Origin of the sequence: Pantoea sp. SS70 (genome assembly GCF_029866845.1) — a bacterium.
Classification (GTDB): domain Bacteria; phylum Pseudomonadota; class Gammaproteobacteria; order Enterobacterales; family Enterobacteriaceae; genus Pantoea; species Pantoea leporis.
Genome location: NZ_CP117199.1, coordinates 1,304,342 through 1,323,418, shown reverse-complemented (window position 1 = coordinate 1,323,418; position 19,077 = coordinate 1,304,342). Strand labels below are relative to the sequence as shown.

19 protein-coding genes are annotated in these 19,077 nt (G+C 57.7%); 7 read left to right on the top strand and 12 right to left on the bottom strand.

Translation table 11 applies throughout. The annotated features are described in order from the left end of the window. Positions 1–186: 186 nt before the first annotated feature. Positions 187–774, bottom strand: a complete 588-nt coding sequence (locus PO881_RS06085; protein ID WP_101763159.1) for a Yip1 family protein — start codon at positions 772–774, stop codon at positions 187–189. 166 nt (positions 775–940) lie between these two features. Between PO881_RS06085 and PO881_RS06080 the strand changes: the two genes are divergently transcribed. After that, entirely contained in the window at positions 941–1,516 is a 576-nt protein-coding gene (locus PO881_RS06080; RefSeq protein ID WP_271460024.1) for a DedA family protein, read from the top strand. Here the strand turns inward: PO881_RS06080 and PO881_RS06075 are convergent, their stop codons facing one another. Continuing rightward, entirely contained in the window at positions 1,517–2,293 is a 777-nt protein-coding gene (locus PO881_RS06075; RefSeq protein ID WP_280172607.1) for an SDR family oxidoreductase, read from the bottom strand. A 117-nt stretch (positions 2,294–2,410) separates the two neighbouring features. Between PO881_RS06075 and PO881_RS06070 the strand changes: the two genes are divergently transcribed. Next, complete coding sequence (locus PO881_RS06070) at positions 2,411–4,225, top strand: glycoside hydrolase family 15 protein (RefSeq protein WP_101763162.1); 1,815 nt, start codon at positions 2,411–2,413, stop codon at positions 4,223–4,225. A gap of 196 nt (positions 4,226–4,421) precedes the next feature. Continuing rightward, on the top strand, positions 4,422–5,474 hold the full coding sequence (locus PO881_RS06065) for a L,D-transpeptidase family protein (protein WP_101763163.1): 1,053 nt from the start codon (positions 4,422–4,424) through the stop codon (positions 5,472–5,474). Between the two features lie 83 nt (positions 5,475–5,557). On the opposite strand, the gene PO881_RS06060 is transcribed toward PO881_RS06065, so the two are convergent. Further along, positions 5,558–6,583, bottom strand: coding sequence for a transporter (locus PO881_RS06060; protein WP_280172606.1), 1,026 nt, complete (start codon positions 6,581–6,583; stop codon positions 5,558–5,560). Between the two features lie 162 nt (positions 6,584–6,745). Here PO881_RS06060 and PO881_RS06055 point away from each other — a divergent pair, with 162 nt between their 5' ends. Beyond that, positions 6,746–8,356: an inorganic phosphate transporter gene (locus PO881_RS06055; protein ID WP_280172605.1), complete on the top strand. Its 1,611-nt coding sequence runs from the start codon at positions 6,746–6,748 to the stop codon at positions 8,354–8,356. A 44-nt stretch (positions 8,357–8,400) separates the two neighbouring features. Here the strand turns inward: PO881_RS06055 and PO881_RS06050 are convergent, their stop codons facing one another. The 4 genes from PO881_RS06050 to PO881_RS06035 all read right to left on the bottom strand — a co-directional run bounded on the left by PO881_RS06050 (position 8,401) and on the right by PO881_RS06035 (position 12,738). Then, positions 8,401–9,609, bottom strand: a complete 1,209-nt coding sequence (locus tag PO881_RS06050; protein WP_101763166.1) for an MFS transporter — start codon at positions 9,607–9,609, stop codon at positions 8,401–8,403. A 177-nt stretch (positions 9,610–9,786) separates the two neighbouring features. Continuing rightward, positions 9,787–10,737, bottom strand: a complete 951-nt coding sequence (gene dusC, locus PO881_RS06045) for a tRNA dihydrouridine(16) synthase DusC (RefSeq protein ID WP_137385415.1) — start codon at positions 10,735–10,737, stop codon at positions 9,787–9,789. A 4-nt stretch (positions 10,738–10,741) separates the two neighbouring features. Next, positions 10,742–12,130 carry an ATP-dependent RNA helicase RhlE gene (gene rhlE / locus PO881_RS06040; protein ID WP_008102680.1) on the bottom strand — a complete coding sequence of 463 codons (1,389 nt, stop codon included), beginning with the start codon at positions 12,128–12,130 and terminating at the stop codon, positions 10,742–10,744. 215 nt (positions 12,131–12,345) lie between these two features. Further along, positions 12,346–12,738 (bottom strand): YbhQ family protein, encoded by a 393-nt coding sequence (locus PO881_RS06035; RefSeq protein ID WP_101763168.1) that lies wholly within the window; start codon positions 12,736–12,738, stop codon positions 12,346–12,348. Positions 12,739–12,915: 177 nt separating this feature from the next. On the opposite strand from PO881_RS06035, the gene PO881_RS06030 reads away from it, so the two are divergent. Genes PO881_RS06030 through PO881_RS06020 form a run of 3 tightly spaced genes read left to right on the top strand, consistent with a single transcriptional unit; the run spans position 12,916 to position 15,892 of the window. Beyond that, the gene (locus tag PO881_RS06030) at positions 12,916–13,677 is read left to right on the top strand and encodes an endonuclease/exonuclease/phosphatase family protein (protein WP_280172604.1); all 762 of its coding nucleotides are present in this window, start codon (positions 12,916–12,918) and stop codon (positions 13,675–13,677) included. Beyond that, positions 13,674–14,918 (top strand): cardiolipin synthase ClsB, encoded by a 1,245-nt coding sequence (gene clsB, locus PO881_RS06025; protein WP_137385413.1) that lies wholly within the window; start codon positions 13,674–13,676, stop codon positions 14,916–14,918. Before PO881_RS06030 ends, clsB begins: the two co-directional genes overlap by 4 nt. Next, a complete protein-coding gene (locus PO881_RS06020; RefSeq protein ID WP_280172603.1) occupies positions 14,918–15,892 on the top strand; it encodes a lysylphosphatidylglycerol synthase domain-containing protein in 975 nt (324 codons plus the stop codon). The genes clsB and PO881_RS06020 overlap by 1 nt, the downstream gene beginning before the upstream one ends. A 57-nt stretch (positions 15,893–15,949) precedes the next feature. Here PO881_RS06020 and PO881_RS06015 read toward each other — a convergent pair whose 3' ends face one another. From PO881_RS06015 to moaC, 5 genes are all read right to left on the bottom strand, one after another. Beyond that, complete coding sequence (locus tag PO881_RS06015) at positions 15,950–16,657, bottom strand: Bax inhibitor-1/YccA family protein (protein ID WP_101763172.1); 708 nt, start codon at positions 16,655–16,657, stop codon at positions 15,950–15,952. Positions 16,658–16,720: 63 nt separating this feature from the next. Continuing rightward, positions 16,721–17,815 carry a DUF1615 domain-containing protein gene (locus PO881_RS06010; protein ID WP_101763173.1) on the bottom strand — a complete coding sequence of 365 codons (1,095 nt, stop codon included), beginning with the start codon at positions 17,813–17,815 and terminating at the stop codon, positions 16,721–16,723. An 81-nt stretch (positions 17,816–17,896) separates the two neighbouring features. Continuing rightward, on the bottom strand, positions 17,897–18,349 hold the full coding sequence (gene moaE / locus PO881_RS06005; RefSeq protein ID WP_280172881.1) for a molybdopterin synthase catalytic subunit MoaE: 453 nt from the start codon (positions 18,347–18,349) through the stop codon (positions 17,897–17,899). Positions 18,350–18,351: 2 nt separating this feature from the next. Next, positions 18,352–18,597, bottom strand: a complete 246-nt coding sequence (gene moaD, locus PO881_RS06000; RefSeq protein ID WP_101763175.1) for a molybdopterin synthase sulfur carrier subunit — start codon at positions 18,595–18,597, stop codon at positions 18,352–18,354. Continuing rightward, complete coding sequence (gene moaC, locus PO881_RS05995; protein WP_280172602.1) at positions 18,590–19,075, bottom strand: cyclic pyranopterin monophosphate synthase MoaC; 486 nt, start codon at positions 19,073–19,075, stop codon at positions 18,590–18,592. Before moaC ends, moaD begins: the two co-directional genes overlap by 8 nt. Positions 19,076–19,077 lie beyond the last annotated feature (2 nt).

Genomic DNA, 19,077 nt, shown 5'->3' with positions numbered 1-19,077 from the left:
GTTGAGACACAGGCCGCCCGCAACAATCCAGACGGGATGCGGGCTGGCAGCAGTATCATACGCACTTACCTGAGAAATTTCTTATTGAGATTGTTTCCGGGCGTTAAAAAGGTCGCCATGAATGACGACCTTACGAGGTGAGTGCGTGTTGCGGGAAGGTCGCCATTAATGCCGACCAGGCCTTCCTCAGAACAACCGTGGCCCGTAACCCCACAGAACCACCGTCAGCGCCAGCAGCACTTCAAACACCAGCACACCAATCGCCAATGTCGATCCGGAGAAGCGCAAGCTCTCATCACGGTCGATGCTCAGGAACACCGGGATGCCGACGTAAAGCAGATAACCGGTGTAAACCAGCGCCATCGCGCCCACCAGCACGCACAGCCACACCAGCGGATAGAGCGCCACCAGCCCGCTGAGGAACAGCGGCGTGGCCACATAGCCGGCAAACACCGTACAGCGCTGCAAGCTGGGACGCTGCGGATAGTTACGCGCCATCCAGTGGATCACGCGGCCCATTACCGCCACGCCGCCGAGGATAATCAGATAGAACAGAATGCCGAGACCGATACCGGTCAGTAGATTGAGTTGTACGAACTGCCCTTCGCCCAGATTCCAGCCCAGCTGCGTGGTACCGATAAAGGCGCAGATCACCGGGATCGCCGCCATTAGCAGAACATGATGGGTGTAATGGTGCGAAACGCTCTCATTTTCCTGTTTAATATCGCGCATTTCCTGACCTGGATGCGCCAGTAAACCCCAGACATGATTCATACATTTACTCCTTTGCTGCGATGGGCTGCCCTTACAGCCAACGGCCTGATCAACGGAGGCAGCGTTAGCTCAAGTATAATCGTCGTCGCCGTTTTTGCGGGGCGCCACACAAATTAAGCCGCTGGTATACACTAATAGCGATTTCACACTTTGCAGGGAGGATAATTTGCATCTCGATATCAATGGATTAATCACCCAATACGGTTATCTGGCGCTGCTGATTGGTTGTATTGCCGAAGGGGAAACGTTCACGTTGTTGGGCGGTGTGGCGGCGCATGAAGGCTTATTGCACTTCAGCGGCGTGGTGCTGGCGGCGATGGTCGGCGGCATTATTGGCGATCAGCTGCTGTTCTGGCTGGGACGCCGTTATGGCACGCGCATTTTGCGCCGTTTCAGTAAACATCAGGAAACAATTGGTAAGGCTAAGCGCCTGATTCAAAAACACCCGAGCCTGTTCGTGATTGGCGTGCGCTTTATGTACGGCTTCCGCATTGTCGGGCCGATCATTATTGGCACCAGCCGCCTCAAGCCGCTGCGTTTTTTCATTCTGAACGTGATTGGTGCGGCGCTGTGGGCGCTGATCTTTGTCTCGCTCGGCTACTTTGCCGGACAGATTGTCGCGCCGTGGCTGCACAAGATCGATCAGCACCTCAAGCCGCTGTTATGGCTGGCGGCGGCGGTGATTTTTGGCATTGTCTTGCGTTACATCATTCGCCACTGGAATCACCGCCGCGCCGGTTGATTACGCGTGGTACCCCTTAAACTGCGGATTGGCCAACATGAAACCACCGTCGACAATAAACGATTGTCCGGTGGTATAAGTTGCCCACTCCGAACAGAGCCACGCCACTAAACTCGCCACTTCACGCGTATCGCCGGGACGCCCAATCGGGATTTCCGGCATACGTCGTCCTTGCTGGTCATCTTTCATATCGTTCATCGCCGTGGCAATTGCGCCCGGTGCGACCGCGTTCACCAGAATGTGGTGCGGTAAGAGACTCAGCGCCATCGATTTGGTCAAGCCGCCGAGCGCATGTTTGGCAGCGGTATAGGCGGTAGCATCCGGCAGCGGCGTGTGTTCATGCACCGACGTAATGTTGATGATGCGTCCGCCGTCGCCCTGATCAACCATATGGCGCGCGGCAATCTGCCCGCAAAGAAACGCGCCATCGACATCCACGTTGAACACTTTGCGCCAATCCTCAAAGGTGACATCGAGAAAGTCGGCTTTGGTCATCACGCCGGCATTACACACCAATACGTCAATGCGCCCCAGCGAGTTGATCAGCTGCGTCAGTTGCTGTGCGCCGGCTTGCGGATCGGAGAGATCAACCTGCCGCACCTGCGCCTGCTGTCCACGACTTTCCACCATGCGCGCGGTTTCCTGGGCGCCCTCTTCATCCGAACTCCAGGTGATGCCCAGCGTATAACCCGCTTCGGCCAGCATCACCGCACAGCTGCGACCAATGCCTGAACTGGATCCGGTAACCACAGCGACTTTCTGTTTTCCTAAGCTCATAACATTCTCCTGATTGAGGGTGTCTTTACAGTATAGAAGTTATCCTTCTGTGCCTCGGGGCCGCCGAATCTGCCGTTTCGTCTATAGTTAACAATTACCTACGGCAAAGGGGGCACGATGAGCGAGATTAAACGCAGAATAGACGACCATGGCGTGATTGGTGATTTACGCACCTGCGCACTGATTGCTAACGATGGCACCATCGATTATCTCTGCTGGCCGGCGCTCGATAGCCCGTCGGTTTTCGCCGCGCTACTGGACAGCGATGAGGCCGGCCTGTTCTCCCTCGCGCCGGACTGGAAAAATGCCCGCCAGCAACAGCTCTATTTACCGGATACCAATATTCTGCAAACCCGCTGGCTGGATGACGCCGGCGTGGCAGAGATCACCGATTACATGCCGATCTGCGATGAGCAGAGCAAAGTGCCGCGTATCGTGCGCCGCGTAAAGATGGTACGCGGCACCGCCACCTTTCATCTGCTGTGTGCGCCACGCCACGACTACGCGCGTGCCGAAACCACCACCGAACTGCGGCCAGGCGGTATCGCCTTCCTTGCGTCGGGACAACCGGCGTTGCGCCTCAGCGCTTCGGTGGTGATGACGCGTGAGAATCACAGCGCGGTGGCGGAATTTACCCTGAAAGCCGGGGAAACCGCTGAGTTTGTCTTTGGTAACGATGACGATCCTAACGTGGCCACCATCGCCACCGAGCACTGTTTCCACGACACGCTGGAGTACTGGCGACGCTGGAGCAGCCACAGTTCCTACCGCGGCCGCTGGCAGGAGATGGTGACGCGTTCAGCGCTGGCGCTGAAGTTACTCACTTCGCATCAGCACGGTTCCATCGCCGCCGCCGCTACTTTCGGCTTACCCGAAGAGTTGGGCGGCGAGCGCAACTGGGATTATCGCGCCTCGTGGATCCGCGATGCCTCATTCAGCATGTACGCGCTGATGCGCCTCGGCTACACCGAAGAAGCGCGCGACTTTACCAAATGGGTCGGCCGCTGCGTCGAGCACAGCCACGACGACACGCCGCATCTGCAAGTGATGTATCGCCTCGACAGCGGCACCGAGCTGCACGAAACCGAGTTGCTCAATCTTTCCGGCTACGCCAATTCACGTCCGGTGCGCATCGGCAATGATGCCTGGCGCCAGACGCAACTCGATATTTACGGCGAATTGATGGATGCCATCTACCTCGCCAATAAATATGGCGAGGCAATTTCGCATCGCGGCTGGAAGTATGTGTCCGATATGATCGATTACGTCTGCGTGAACTGGAATCAGCCCGATGCCGGGATCTGGGAAATGCGCGGCGAGCCGGAACATTTCCTGCATTCACGCCTGATGTGTTGGGTCGCGCTCGATCGCGCACTGCGCCTTGGCCTGAAACGTTCGCTGCCGATGCCGTACGACCGCTGGGATAAGGTGCGCAGCGAGATCCGCGACGATATCTGGCAGAACTTCTGGAACCCGGAGCTGGGCCATTTCACCGCGACGCGCGGCGGTAATTTCCTGGATGCTTCGATGCTGCTGATGCCGCTGGTGCGCTTTGTCAGCTCCACCGATCCCGACTGGATTTCGACGCTGGACGCGATTAAAACGCATCTGGTGAGCGACGGTTTAGTCCGACGCTATAACATTCACGAGACGCCTGCCGATGCTTTAACCGGCGGAGAAGGATCTTTCGGTGCCTGCTCATTCTGGTATGTGGAGTGTCTGGCGCGAGCCGGTCGCGTACATGAGGCGCATTTTGAGTTTGAAAAGCTGCTGAGTTACGCCAATCCGCTTGGTTTGTACGCCGAAGAGTTCACTTCACACGGCGAAGCGTTGGGTAACATGCCGCAGGCGTTGACGCATCTGGCGTTAATCAGTGCCGCTTTTTTCCTCAATCGCAAACTGAGTAATGAAGTGACGCTGTGGCAGCCGTGAAAATTCACATTTTGGGCTGCGGATCGAAGGGAATTGTCGGGTAAAGACAAGGAATTGCGTAAAGTATATGCAGCCAGTAAAAATCCTGATTTCCATCAATGCGCCAATGCACATATAATGCGCAGCGGGTCATACTGACCACGATGGATTCGACACACTGACAAGCCTGAAACATGGCCATAACGACTTGAAAAACATGAAAATGAGCATTCGCGCGTTCGCTTCACTCGCCCTCGCACTGGCGGCGTTCAGCCAGTCGGCATTTGCAGTAGTCTATCCGCTGCCGCCGGCTAACAGCCGTCTGATCGGCGAAAATATTGAAATCACTGTCCCTGATGACAGTAAACTTCCGCTGGAAGCCTTTGCTGCACAGTATCAGATGGGCCTCAGCAATATGCTGGAAGCCAATCCGGGCGTTGACGTTTATCTGCCAAAAGCTGGCACTAAAATGATCATCCCACAGCAGCTGATTCTGCCTGACGCGCCGCGTGAAGGCATCGTGATCAACAGCGCTGAGATGCGTCTTTACTACTACCCGAAAGGGACCAAGACCGTGGTCGTGCTGCCAATCGGTATCGGCGAGCTGGGTAAAGATACGCCGGTCAACTGGACGACCAAGGTTGAGCGTAAGAAAGATGGCCCAACCTGGACGCCAACCAAAGCGATGCACGCAGAATATGCGGCACGCGGCGAGAGCATTCCTGCGGTGTTCCCGGCGGGTCCGGATAACCCGATGGGCCTGCACGCGCTCTATATCGGCCGTCTGTATGCAATTCACGGCACTAACGCCAACTTCGGTATCGGCCTGCGCGTAAGCCACGGCTGTGTGCGTCTGCGTGCTGACGACATCAAATGGCTGTTCGACAACGTGCCGGTTGGTACGCGCGTACAGTTCATCGATCAGCCGGTGAAAGCCACCGTTGAGCCAGATGGTTCGCGCTACGTGGAAGTACACAATCCGCTGTCGACCACCGAAGAGCAGTTCAATTCACGCGAAGTGGTGCCGATCAATCTGACTTCCGCTGTGACCAAAGTGATTGCCGATGCCAGCACCAACCAGGATGCGGTCAACAACGCTATCCAGGCGCGTAACGGTATGCCGATCAAAATCAACGGTCCAGCTGGCGAAGTGCAGCCAGCACCGGTGCCGGTTCAGGAGTCTTCTGACGCATTGCCGAAAGAAGAGCCAATGACACCGCAAGGTATCAATGGCGCAGCGCCAGCAGCGCAGCCGGCCACCAGCCTGTAATCGCGCGTTAAGACGCGCAATAAATTGCGCCGCTACAGATATATGCACCTACCGTAGCGGCGCGATTCATCGCGCAACGTCAATCAATCACGCGGTCGTCGAAACGCCAGCCAACCCGCCACCAAGGTAAACGCCAGTACTACTAACACCAGCAGCAAAAAGCCGTGCGGATTATTCGCCAGCGGAATCCCGCCCACGTTCATGCCAAAAAATCCCGCCACGATATTGATCGGCAGCGCCAGCACGGTGATCACTGTCAGCAAAAACAGCGTGCGGTTGCTCTGCTCCATCAATCGTGCGGCAATCTCTTCCTGTAGCAAACGAATCCGCTCCATCAAACTCGCCAAATCATTCAGCGCCACGCTGAACTCTTCGGTGAAAATTCGCAGCTCGCCCAGGGGTTCACGCTTTAGCCATTTGGGCGGACGATTCAGCAAGCGGAACAGCGCCGCCGGTTCCGGTGCCAGCAAACGCTGCACGCGCAGCAGCATACGACGCAGTTGTCCCAGCTCGCGGCGATTGGTTTTGATCGCCGCACTCAGCAAGCGCTCTTCAATCGCATCCACCGCCTGACTGGAACGCCGCACCACTTGCTCCAGCTGCGCTTCCTGCTCGCCAAGCAGCCATAGCAGCATCGCATCCGGCTCGGCGAACTTCAGTTCATTCATCTGCTGATGCATGCGTTCGATCATGCCAACCGGGCGAAAACGCGCGGTGACCACCACACGCGGGCAGCACCACATCCACAACGTGGCGTTCTGCGTGCTGCGCTCCTCTTTACTGAAGGTGACGTCATTGAGTACCGCCAGCAGCGCATCGTTTTGCTGGGCTAAACGGGTGCGCGGCGAAGCAGAATGTATCTCGTCGAAAAAATCGTGGTCTACGCCAAAGTGGTCCTGAACCCAGCGTTCAGCACGCGCGTGATTAAGGTTGATGTGCAGCCAGATAAAGGTCGACTGCGGCAGCTGCTGCTGCGATAGCTGGGCCGCTTCGCGTGCATTGAGCCGCTGTGGCAGCGACGCGGGCGTAAACAGATAACCATGAATCAGTCCGGCGACGTCGTTATTGAAGTCCGGCAGCGAGGCGAGCGGTAGTACGGGCTGGAGCATTAGCAGGTCATTCCCGAGCGGTCAGATCCACAGCGTGCGACAGGGATGTTGCAGCAAGATGACACCGGGCGTGCGCCATCATCATTCTGTCATACAAACCACGTATCACACTGCCATTAACGGGTGCCGTTCGAGCATCGTGATTTAACACTGAGGTGTTTTATGGCTGAAAACAGTTTACCTGCATCGACCTCCTCGTCCCACACCGGACGCCCGAACCTTAACCGCGGCAACGGCCCTGCCTCACGCCTGATCTTTGTACTGTTGCTGATCGCTGGCCTGCTGTATGCCGGCATCAACCTGTTTAATGACGTTGAAGAGACCGGTGCGCCGGTCACCAGCTACATACCGTTCCTGCTGCTCGGCGTGGCGCTGATCATTGCGCTCGGTTTTGAATTTGTGAACGGTTTCCACGATACCGCCAACGCCGTCGCCACGGTGATCTACACCCATTCGCTGTCGCCGGGCGTGGCGGTGATGTGGTCCGGTTTCTGTAACTTTTTGGGCGTGCTGCTCTCCAGCGGCGTGGTGGCGTTCGGCATCATCTCGCTGCTGCCGGTGGAGTTAATTCTGCAAGCGGGCAGCGGCCACGGCTTTGCCATGGTCTATGCGCTGCTGTTCTCGGCGATTATCTGGAACCTCGGCACCTGGTATTTTGGTTTACCGGCCTCCTCTTCGCATACGCTGATCGGTTCGATTATCGGCGTTGGCGTGGCGAACGCCTTGCTGCATGGCCGCAGCGGCACCAGCGGCGTGGATTGGGATCAGGCAATTAAAGTCGGGTATGCGCTGCTGCTGTCGCCGATTGTCGGCTTCGTCTGCGCCGCACTGCTGCTGCTGGCGATGAAAGCCTTTATCCGCAATCGCCAGCTGTATGAAGCGCCGAAGGGCAACCAGCCGCCGCCGGTGTGGATTCGCGGCTTGCTGATCCTCACCTGCACCGGCGTATCGTTCGCGCACGGCTCGAATGACGGGCAGAAAGGCATGGGCCTAATCATGCTGATTCTGGTCGGCACCATGCCGATTGCCTACGCGTTGAACCGCTCGCTGCCGCCGGAGCAGATTCCGCGCGTCGCCGCCTTAACTCAGGTGACGGAACAGCAACTGCTGACGCTGCAACCGGCGCCCGCCGCCATGCCCGCGCCGCGCGAGGTGCTGACCGAATTCGTGCGCACCAGCCAGAATCGCCCACAGGTGTTGCCGGCGCTCGGCATGATGCTGGGCGATATCGGCGACCAGATTCGTCGCTACGGCGCGGTGGAAAATATCCCGGCGCAGGCGGTGACCAACACGCGAAACGACATGTATCTGGCCTCCGAAACCATTAAGCATCTGCAAAGCGCCAAAGTAGCGCTGCCGGAAGAGACCGCGCGCAACCTGGCGGCGGTGAAGAAAGAGCTGGATGCCGCCACGCGCTTTATCCCGATGTGGGTGAAAGTGGTGGTGGCGATCGCGCTGGGTCTCGGCACCCTGGTTGGCTGGCGTCGCATTGTGGTGACGGTGGGCGAACGCATAGGCAAAACCCATCTGACCTACGCGCAAGGTGCCAGCGCTGAGCTGGTAGCGATGGCGACCATCGGCGCGGCCGACGCGTTTGGCCTGCCGGTTTCTACCACGCATGTGCTCTCTTCCGGCGTCGCCGGTACGATGGCCGCCAACCGTTCAGGTCTGCAACTCGCCACCATCCGCAATCTGGCGATGGCGTGGGTGCTGACGCTGCCGGTGTCCGTGTTACTTTCGGGACTGCTTTACGCCCTGTTTATCCACTTTTAACTGCGGTAAACAACGGCGGCGCACGGGGGTTTGCCGATGAAGCGTTATTCGCTCAGCGCTTGCGCGGCCGTCTGCCGGCCGTGTTGCTGGTGCAGACGCAGCGTGATGGCAAACGCGCCCAGCACCATCAGCGCCGCCGCCAGATAGACCGATTGCATGCCCCAATGCCCAATCAGCAAGCCCGCCACCGGACCGGTTAATCCCAGTCCTAAATCGAGAAACGCCGAATAGGTGCCGAGTGCCGAACCCTGATCCTGCTGCTGTACACGCTTCACCGCTTCCACGCCCAGCGCCGGGAACACCAGCGAGAAACCGCCGCCGGTGAGAAACGCGCCCAAATCCACCAGCCAGATGCTGTCGGCCTGCCAAATCAGCAGCAGTCCGGCACACTCCAGCACGAATGACACCAGCGACACCTTCAGGCCACCGAAACGCGTGATGTAGCGACCAAAACCGAGGCGCACAATCACAAAGCCGAGGCTGAACAGCGTCAGCGCGAACGCCGCACCGCTCCAGTCGCGGCTGGCGAAATAGAGCGTGATAAAGGTGGAAATTACGCCGAAACCGATGGTGCCAAAGCCAAGCGCCAGCCCAAACATCCACACGCGGCTGACCACGCGATGAAACGGAATGCGCACGCCGGCGGAGACGCTGACGCCCGCTTTGCGACTCGCCATCCAGAATCCGGCAACACCCATGATCGCCACCAAACCAGCAAAGCCGCTGATGCCAAACCACTGATTCAGCAGCACGCCGAGCGGTGCACCAATCGCCATGGCGAAATAGGTGGCGACGCCGTTCCACGAGATCACCCGCGCGGTTTGCAGCGGACCGACAATGTTCATGCCCCACAGCGTCGATCCGGTACTGCTGAAGCTTTCACCTACGCCGAGGAACAAGCGCCCCGCCGCCAGCAGCGCCAGGCTCAGCAGCGGCATGTCGCTGCACAGCGCGGCGATAATCGATAACACGCCGCTCATGCCGCAGAACACCAATCCCATCATCACCACGCGCTTCGGACCAAAGCGATCCGCCAGACGACCGGAGTGCGGGCGGCTTAATAGCGTAGCGAAATATTGCAGGCTGATGATTAATCCGGCGATGAACGAGCTGAATCCAAGCTGGTTATGCACGAATCCCGGCAGCACCGCGAGCGGCAAACCCACCGAAAGGTAGCAAAAGAAGGTGAAAACAATGACGGAGAGAATACGTTTATTTAACTGAGCGTTACTCAGTACAGCAGCGTCAGACATGGAAAGTGGCGTCGGGAACGGTGATGAAAATGGACAATAACTATAACCTTAGCCTGCTAAGAGATCGCGACTTTTTTAGTTATAAAGTACTAACAGATTGGAGGAAATAATGAGCACACATCCGGTCTTTCATATGGCGCAATAAATCGCGCTGCTACGAAATGTGCGTATTGGTGATTATGCGATGATACGTGTGGCATGTCGGTCAATTGCATCAGCAATATCGGCGGAAACGCGCAAGGTGCGCACTTCGCTGAACAAGCCGTCGGCTTGGTGATACGCCTTGCGCAGGTAGCCAAGCCACTGCTTGATGCGCGCCACGTGATACATGCCGGTATCGCCCTGCTTTTCCAGCTGAGTGTACTTCAGCAACAAGGCAACCACGTCGGGCCACGCCATCGGCGCTTCGTTGTACTTCACCACGCGCGCCAGATTCGGCACGTTGAGCGCGCCGCGCCCTATCATCACCGCATCGCAGCCGGTAATGCGCATGCAATCCTGCGCGTCCTGCCAGTTCCAGATCTCACCGTTGGCGATCACCGGAATCCGGAGACGCTGGCGGATTTCGCCAATCGCCTGCCAGTTAATGCTTTCGGCGCGATAACCGTCTTCTTTAGTACGACCGTGCACCACCAGCTCGCTGGCACCGGCTTGCTGCACCGCATCGGCAATCTCAAAACGACGATCGCCAGAATCCCAGCCTAACCGCACTTTTACCGTCACAGGCAGATGATCCGGCACCGCTTCACGCATCGCTTTCGCGCCGCGATAAATCAGTTCGGGATCTTTCAGTAAGGTGGCACCGCCGCCGCTGCCGTTGACCAGCTTCGACGGACAGCCGCAGTTGAGATCAACGCCCCAGGAACCGAGTTCCACCGCGCGCGCGGCGTTCTCGGCCAGCCACTCGGGGTATTGCCCGAGCAGCTGCATGCGAACGCGCGTGCCTGACGGCGTGCGGCTGTGGTTATGCAGCTCAGGACACAAACGATAGAAGGATTTTACCGGCAGCAGCTGATCGACCACGCGCAAAAACTCGGTCACGCACAAGTCATAATCATTCACCCCGGAGAGCAGCTCACGCACCAGCGAATCAAGCACGCCCTCCATCGGCGCCAGCAACACCCTCATGACGTTAGGCGTTCCCGGTTTTCTTCGGTGCCGGACGACGACGACCGCTGTTGGCGGCTGGCGCAGCCTGGCTTGCGCCCTGCGCTGGACGACGCGCGGAACGCGCTTCACCCTGCGGACGTGGCGCATTGCCGCTATGCGGGCGAGAAACGTTGCCGCCCTGACCGCGACCCTGGCCTTGACCACGTCCACCTTGACCGCGACCGCCGCCCTGCTGCTGACGACCGTTCTGGATTGGCTCGGCTTTGATGCTGGGATCGACTTCGAAACCAGGCAGCTCGATGCGCGGGATTTCACGTTTCAGCAGACGCTCAATGTCACGCAGCAGTTTGTGTTCATCAACACACACCAGCGACAGTGCCGCGCCGGTAGCAGCCGCACGGCCGGTACGACCGATACGGTGCACGTAATCTTCCGCCACGTTTGGCAGCTCGTAGTTCACCACGTGTGGCAGCTCTTCGATATCCAGACCACGCGCCGCGATATCGGTCGCGACCAGTACGCGAATGCCGCCGGATTTGAAGTCAGCCAATGCACGGGTACGCGCGCCCTGGCTCTTGTTGCCGTGGATCGCGGCGGCGGTAATGCCGTCTTTGTTCAGCTGCTCAGCCAGATGATTGGCGCCGTGTTTGGTACGGGTGAACACCAGCACTTGCTGCCAGTTATCACGACCAATCATCAGCGACAGCAGTTCCCGCTTGCGCTTCTTATCCACGAAATGCACTTGCTGTGAAACTTGCTCAGAGGCGGTGTTACGACGCGCAACTTCAACCTGTTCTGGGTTGGTAAGCAGTTTTTCCGCCAGCGTTTTGATCTCGTCAGAGAAGGTGGCAGAGAACAGCAGGTTCTGACGCTTAGCAGGCAGACGCGCCAGCACGCGACGGATGTCGTGGATGAAGCCCATATCGAGCATACGATCCGCTTCATCCAGCACGAGGATTTCAACCTGTGACAGATCAACCGCGTTCTGGTGCGCCAGATCGAGCAGACGGCCCGGTGTCGCCACCAGCACGTCAACGCCGCCGCGCAGTTTCATCATCTGCGGGTTGATGCTCACGCCGCCGAATACCACCAGCGAACGGATATCGAGATATTGGCTGTACTCACGCACGTTCTCGCCAACCTGAGCCGCCAGTTCGCGGGTCGGGGTCAGGATCAACGCACGCACCGGACGGCGGCCACGCGCCGTGGACGGTTTTGCAGTCAGACGCTGCAGCAACGGCAGCGTAAAGCCGGCGGTTTTACCGGTGCCGGTTTGGGCGCTCGCCAGCAGGTCACGACCAGCCAGCACCACAGGAATGGCCTGACGCTGAATCGGCGTCGGCTCTTGGTAGCCTTGTTCTGCTACCGCACGCAAAATATCGGCACTTAAGCCGAGAGAGTCAAATGACATGCAGGTGTATTACTCCGAACCGTCCTGACCGCCGTAGGCGATGTAGTTTTCAGGAGGGATATGACGCAAGCGCGGGGCTCACGTGTGAAAAGGGCACAAACTACCATGCGTAAGGGCGCGAGTTTAGCAGCTTTCCGCGCAGACAGCATCCATAAAAAAAGGAGCCGCATTGGGCTCCTTTTTGTCAGGTCCGCAGGGTTGCGGTCCCTAATCGATCAACTGCGCTTCTTCTCGATGCGCTGAACCGGCTCTTTCGCCAGCAGTGAAACCAGCGCCGGTCCCACCAACATCACCACGCCGAGGAGACCAATCAGCAGGTTGTTGTGGATAAAGCGGGAGATCAGGAACAGCGTTAACATCGCTGCGCCAAAGTAGTAAGTGGTGGTCACCTCTTCGAGGGAATCACCCATTCTACGTAAACGGGCACTACGCTGCATGACCAGCATGGTAATGAATACCACCGCATAAGCTGCCACCAGGGTACTGCTCACTTCAACCAGCGCCCTATGTTTCCAGCCCCAAACCAGTGCGGCAATCACCAGCAGGTGCATTGCAATGTGCAAACAAGTTTGTCCGGTAACAATCTGAACACGATTAGACCATTTCATTCTCTTCTCCTGGCAGACCCAACAGGTCGCCCAAGTGTATCTGGCTGGAGGCCAGACGAACGTCCTCAATGTAAAGCAAATTTCGGATTACGCCCTAATTTTCTGCCCTTAACACCATCCATTTGTGACAAAGACTACACTTTGTGCTGTTGATGATGAAAAGGAGCGCGTCGAAGTATGCCACAAAATACGCAAGGATTTTCATTTAAAGTCCTGACGATCAATACCCACAAGGGTTTCACCAGCTTTAATCGCCGCTTTATCCTGCCGGAATTGCGTGACGCTGTTCGCGCCACATCGGCGGATATCGTCTTCCTGCAAGAGGTAATGGGTACCCACGCCATCCATTCGCTGCACATTGAAAACTGGCCGGAAACCTCCCATTACGAATTTCTGGCCGATACCATGTGGAACGATTTCGCCTATGGCCGCAACGCGGTTTATCCCGAGGGACATCACGGGAACGCGATATTGTCACGCTTTCCCATCGTTGAATATGAAAACCGCGATATTTCCGTCGCCGGAAGTGAAAAACGCGGCATGTTGCACTGCCAAATCCGCCTGCCGGATCGGGCGGAACCGTTGCATGTGTTCTGCGTACATCTCGGTCTGAAGGAGAAACATCGCCAGGCGCAGATGAAGATGATGTGCGACTTTATCGATACGCTGCCGCCCGATGCGCCTTTGGTGGTAGCCGGTGATTTCAATGACTGGCAGGTCAGCGCCAATCGCTTTCTCAAACGCGCGGTGGGCTTAGAGGAAGTGTTCAGTATCAAAACCGGCCGCCCTGCTCGCACCTTCCCGGCGCGTTTTCCGCTGTTACGGCTAGATCTTATCTACATCCGCAACGCTACGGTGAGTAAGCCGTGGGCGCTGCCGGTTAAACCCTGGTCTCACCTGTCCGATCATGCGCCGTTAGCGGTGGAGATTTTCCTATGAGTTTCAATTGGCGCGACGGTAATCAGCTCCGTCTGTTAGAAAATGGTGACCAGTTTTTCCCGCGCGTATCAGGCGCTATCCAACGCGCCGAGCGTACGCTGCTGCTGGAAACCTTCATCCTGTTTGAGGATGAAGTCGGCAACGATCTGCACGAACAGCTGCTCAAGGCGGCGCAGCGCGGGGTTAAAGTCGAGGTGATGGTCGATGGCTACGGCTCGCCAGATCTCTCCGACCGCTTTGTGGATAGCCTGACGGCCGCGGGCGTGCGCTTTATCTATTACGATCCGCGTCCGCTGGTGCTCGGCATGCGCACCAATGTGTTTCGTCGCCTGCACCGCAAGATCGTGGTGATCGATGAACAGATCGCCTTTGTCGGCGGCATCAACTTCTCCGCTGAACATAACATCGATTTCGGTGCAGAGGCCAAACAGGATTATGCCGTGGAGGTGAAAGGCCCGGTGGTGCTGGATATTGCCCAATACGTGCAGCAACAAATGGGCAGCGAACAGCACACGCGGCGCTGGTGGGGTGCGCGTTCCCATCGCCCGGCGGTCAACGCCATGCCCGGTGAAGCGCAGGTGTTGTTTGTCTACCGCGATAACGACGAACACCGCGACGACATCGAACAGCACTATCTCGCCATGCTGCGCAAGGCACAGAAGGATGTGATCATCGCCAACGCCTACTTCTTCCCCGGCTATCGTCTGCTGCGCGAAATGCGCAGCGCGGCTCAGCGCGGCGTGCGCGTCAGGCTGATTGTGCAGGGCGAGCCCGATATGCCGATCGTCAAAGTCGGTGCCGAGCTGCTGTACAACTATCTGGTCGATGGCGGTGTGGAAGTGTATGAATATTGCCGCCGCCCGCTGCACGGCAAAATTGCGGTGCAGGATCAGCAGTGGTCCACCGTCGGCTCCAGCAACCTCGATCCGCTGAGTTTATCTCTCAATCTGGAAGCCAATTTGATGGTGCACGATCGCGCTTTCAACCAGACGCTGCGCGACAATCTGGAACTGCTGATTCAGCAGGACTGCGTGCGCGTGGAGGATGACAAGCTGCCGCCGCGCAACTGGTGGCAGCTCACCAAGGGCGTAATTGTGTTCCACTTTTTACGTCACTTCCCGGCTATTGCCGGATGGTTGCCTGCGCACACGCCACACTTGTCGCAAGTTGCTCCCCCCGTACAACCCGAAATGGAAACTCAGGATCGGGTTGAAGCCGATAATTCAGGAGCAAAATCCTAATGCCGAAAAAGAATCCGCGCTGGCAACTGGCGAAGAAAATCCTCACCTGGCTGTTTTTTATTGCGGTGATTGTGCTGCTGGTGGTGTATGCGCGCAAGGTGAACTGGGAAGACGTCTATACGGTGATCGTCGGCTATAACCGCTATGTGGTGCTAAGCGCTGCTGCACTGGTGGTGGTGAGTTATCTGACCTATGGCTTGTACGACCTGATTGGACGAGCCTACTGCGGCCATAAGCTGGCGAAGCGCCAGGTGATGCTGGTGTCGTTTATCTGTTATGCCTTCAACCTGACGCTCAGCACCTGGGTTGGCGGCGTGGCGATGCGCTATCGGCTCTACTCAAGACTCGGTTTGCCGGGCAATACCATTACGCGCATTTTCTCGCTGAGCATCGCCACCAACTGGCTAGGCTATATTCTGCTGGCCGGCGTGGTGTTTGCGGCGGGCATGGTGCCGATTCCCTCCGGTTGGTTCATTGGTGAAACCACGCTGCGCATCATTGGCGCGGTGCTGCTGGTGATGGTGGCGGTCTATTTGTGGGCTTGCGCCTTCGCGAAGAAGCGCCGCTGGACGGTTAAAGGCCAGCATCTGCAGCTGCCTTCGCTGCGCATGGCGCTGTTCCAGTTTGCGGTCTCCTGCGCCAACTGGATGGTGATGGGCATGATTATCTGGCTGCTGCTGGCGCGTCAGGTGGATTATCCGATTGTGTTAGGCGTGTTGCTGATCAGCAGTATCGCCGGTGTGATCATTCACATCCCGGCCGGGATTGGCGTGCTGGAAGCGGTATTTTTGGCGCTGCTCAGTGGGCAACACGCCTCGCACGGCACCATTATTGCAGCGCTGCTGGCTTACCGCGTGCTCTATTTTATTCTGCCGCTGTTGGTGGCGTTGGTGCTCTATTTGTGGCTGGAGAGCCGCGCGAAGCATTTACGGCAGAAGAATGAGCAGAAGATGGAGAAATCGGTATCGCGGTGAGTTTGTGCGGAGTTCCCCTCTCCCGCAGGCGGGAAAGGGGACAGTTTGGTGCGTGGTTTAGCGGCGGTTGCCGAAGATGCGCAGCAGCATCAGGAACAGGTTGATGAAGTCGAGATACAGCGTTAACGCACCCATGATTGAGGCGCGACGCAGGTTCTCTTTGTCATTGACGTTGATGTTCTCGCCAATCGCCTTCAGCCTCTGCGTGTCATAGGCGGTTAAGCCAACAAACACCACCACGCCGATATAGGTAATCGCCCACATCAGCGCCGGGCTTTTCAGCCAGAAGTTCACCAGTGACGCCAGCAAAATACCGATCAGCGCCATAAACAGCAGGCTGCCAAAACGGCTCAGGTCGCGCTTAGTGGTGTAACCGTAGAAGCTCATGGCACCGAACATCCCGGCCGTCACGAAGAAGGTGCTGGCGATGGATGAGTAAGTGTAAACGAGGAAAATACTCGCCATGGTTAATCCGGTTAGCGCCGAATAGAGCATAAACAATGCGGTGGCGACCGCGCCGCTCAGGCGATGCACCATGCCAGACAACACAAACACCAGCGCTAACTGCGCGATGATCAAGCCGAAGAAAGTGATGCGGTTAGCAAACACCAGTTCCATTACTGCAGGTGTGCGGGCAGCAAACCACGAAACAAACGCGGTGAGCAGCAAGCCGCAGGTCATCCAGCCATACACCTGCGCCATGTAGGTCTGCAGCGAGGTGGATGCCTGCTGCACGATTGAATCATTACGTGGATATCGATCCATGAAGCGCCTCATTAGCGGTTACGTTAACAAACTCTGTAAGTGTGGAGTGTACACCCGTTTGCGTCAACGGCGCGTCAAGCACTGTTGATAGCGGCCATTTACGCGCTGAGCGAACCACGCGGTAGTGAGATTGCGGGTGATTTTCGGGCTCTCCAGCTTGATGCCCGGCAGCATTTCGCGCGGCAGACGTTTTCCGGCCATCTTATCGGCGAGGATAAAGGTCTGCTTCCACAGCGTGCTGTTAGCAAAATCTTCGCTGTCGCCCTTCTCCAGATCGCGGCGGATTTCGCGATTGCTCATATCCAGCTGCTTGCTCAGGCTGCGCACCGCCAATTCGGTGGAACCGGCCTGATCGCTGCCATAGACGATCAGGTCGCCATCCAGTGCCAGCTTGATGCCGCTGGCGCGCGCGATGGCCGCCTGAAATGCGGCGTTGCGGCTGGCGTACCAACCGGCGTTGAAGTCGGCGAAGCGATACAGCGGCTGGCTGTAATCGGCCGGATAGCCAAGCAGATGCAGCGTGCCGAAGTAGATACCACCGCGACGAGTGAAGACTTCACGACGAATCGAGCCGTCAACCGCATACGGATAGCCTTTGGCGTGCGCTTCCGCAAACGCAATGCTGACCTGCATCGGCCCGCCGGTATGAATTGGGTTGAGGTTGCCAAACAGCTTTTGCCCCATCGGCACCATATCGATGAAATCATCAAAAATGGCGCTCAGCTCTTTCTCGCTGCGCACCTTATCCAGACGCGCGGCATAGCTTTCGCCATTCGGTGATTTGATCAGCAGTGCGGTGCGCACCAGAAATGCCGGCACATGCACTTTGGCAGCGCGGCGATCAATCTCGCCCCAGGCGATTTTCGGTAAACCCGGCACCACCGCATCGGCGCTGAAGTTAGACTCCTGATCGGTGACGGCAATCACCGCGCAGAGGTTGCTGACGCTGGCATCAATTTGCTGCACGCGGAACGCGGTATAGATATCGTCGGCCCAGGCGGATTTCTGTTTCACGTCGCTGGGCAACAACTGCTGGATTTGGCTTTTTACATCGGCGGGCTGACGCGCGGGCGCCTGCGGCTCTTTTTTCGTGCTACAACCGGCCAGCACCAGCGCAGCCAGCAAAGCTGCGCCTTTCATCATCTTGCTCGTGTTCATCCTGCTCCCTGACGCCAATAAAAAACCGTACCTTAACGTTTTCAGTGGTCTGCCGCTATCGGAGCGGGAGGATTTTGCGCGCTAGCTCCAGCGCTCAGCGGCCTGATGATCGCTGTCGCGGGCATCAACCCAGCGATCGCCTGCGGCGGTGGCTTCACGCTTCCAGAACGGCGCGCGGGTTTTCAGGTAATCCATGATGAATTCGGTGGCGGCGAATGCGCTGCCGCGATGCGCGCTGCTGACGCCCACAAACACGATCTCATCGCCGGGAAACAGTTCGCCAACGCGATGGATCACCGTAACCTGCTGCAGCGCCCAGCGCTGACGCGCGTCTTCTACGATCTCCCCCAGCGCTTTTTCCGTCATGCCGGGATAGTGCTCCAGCGTCAAGGCCGCCACGCTGGCACCGAGATTGTGATTGCGCACTTTGCCGGTGAAGGTGACGACCGCGCCGTCGCTGTCATGGGCGGCGAGTTTTTCGTACTCTTCGCCGACGTTGAACGGCTCTGAACCCACACGAATCCGCGTTTCCATCATCAGCCTCCGGTGACCGGCGGGAAAAAGGCCACTTCATCACCCGCACGCAGCGGATGACTCATCGGCACCAGCGTTTGGTTTACCGCCGCCAGCAGCTTGCCGGATTCCAGCGCCAGCGCCCAGCGATCGCCCTTCTCTGCTAACGCCGCGCGCAGCGTGGCGACATCGGCGTAGTCAGGCTGCAAATCCAGTGAAGCGGTGCCGGTTAATTCCCGCACCTGAGCAAAAAACAGCACCTTAATCATGGCTCACCGCCTTGAAGTCGCCGGATTTGCCGCCGCTTTTAGTCAGCAAACGCAGCTGGTCGATGACGATGTCTTTTTGCACCGCTTTGCACATGTCATAGATGGTCAGCGCTGCAACGGACGCCGCCGTTAACGCTTCCATCTCAACGCCGGTTTTGCCGGTAAGACGACAGAGTGAGGTGACGCGCACGCGATTGTGCTGCGGTTCCGCCAGCAAGCTAACTTCCACCTTGCTCAGCATCAGCGGATGACAGAGCGGAATCAGTTCCCAGGTGCGTTTCGCCGCCTGAATACCGGCGATGCGTGCGGTGGCGAACACGTCGCCTTTGTGATGGCTGCCGTCAATAATCATCTGCAGCGTTTCGGCGCTCATCAGCACCAGCGCTTCGGCCTGCGCTTCGCGCACCGTTTCGGTTTTGCCAGAGACATCCACCATGTGGGCTTCGCCAGCGGAATTGATATGTGTTAACGATGACATGC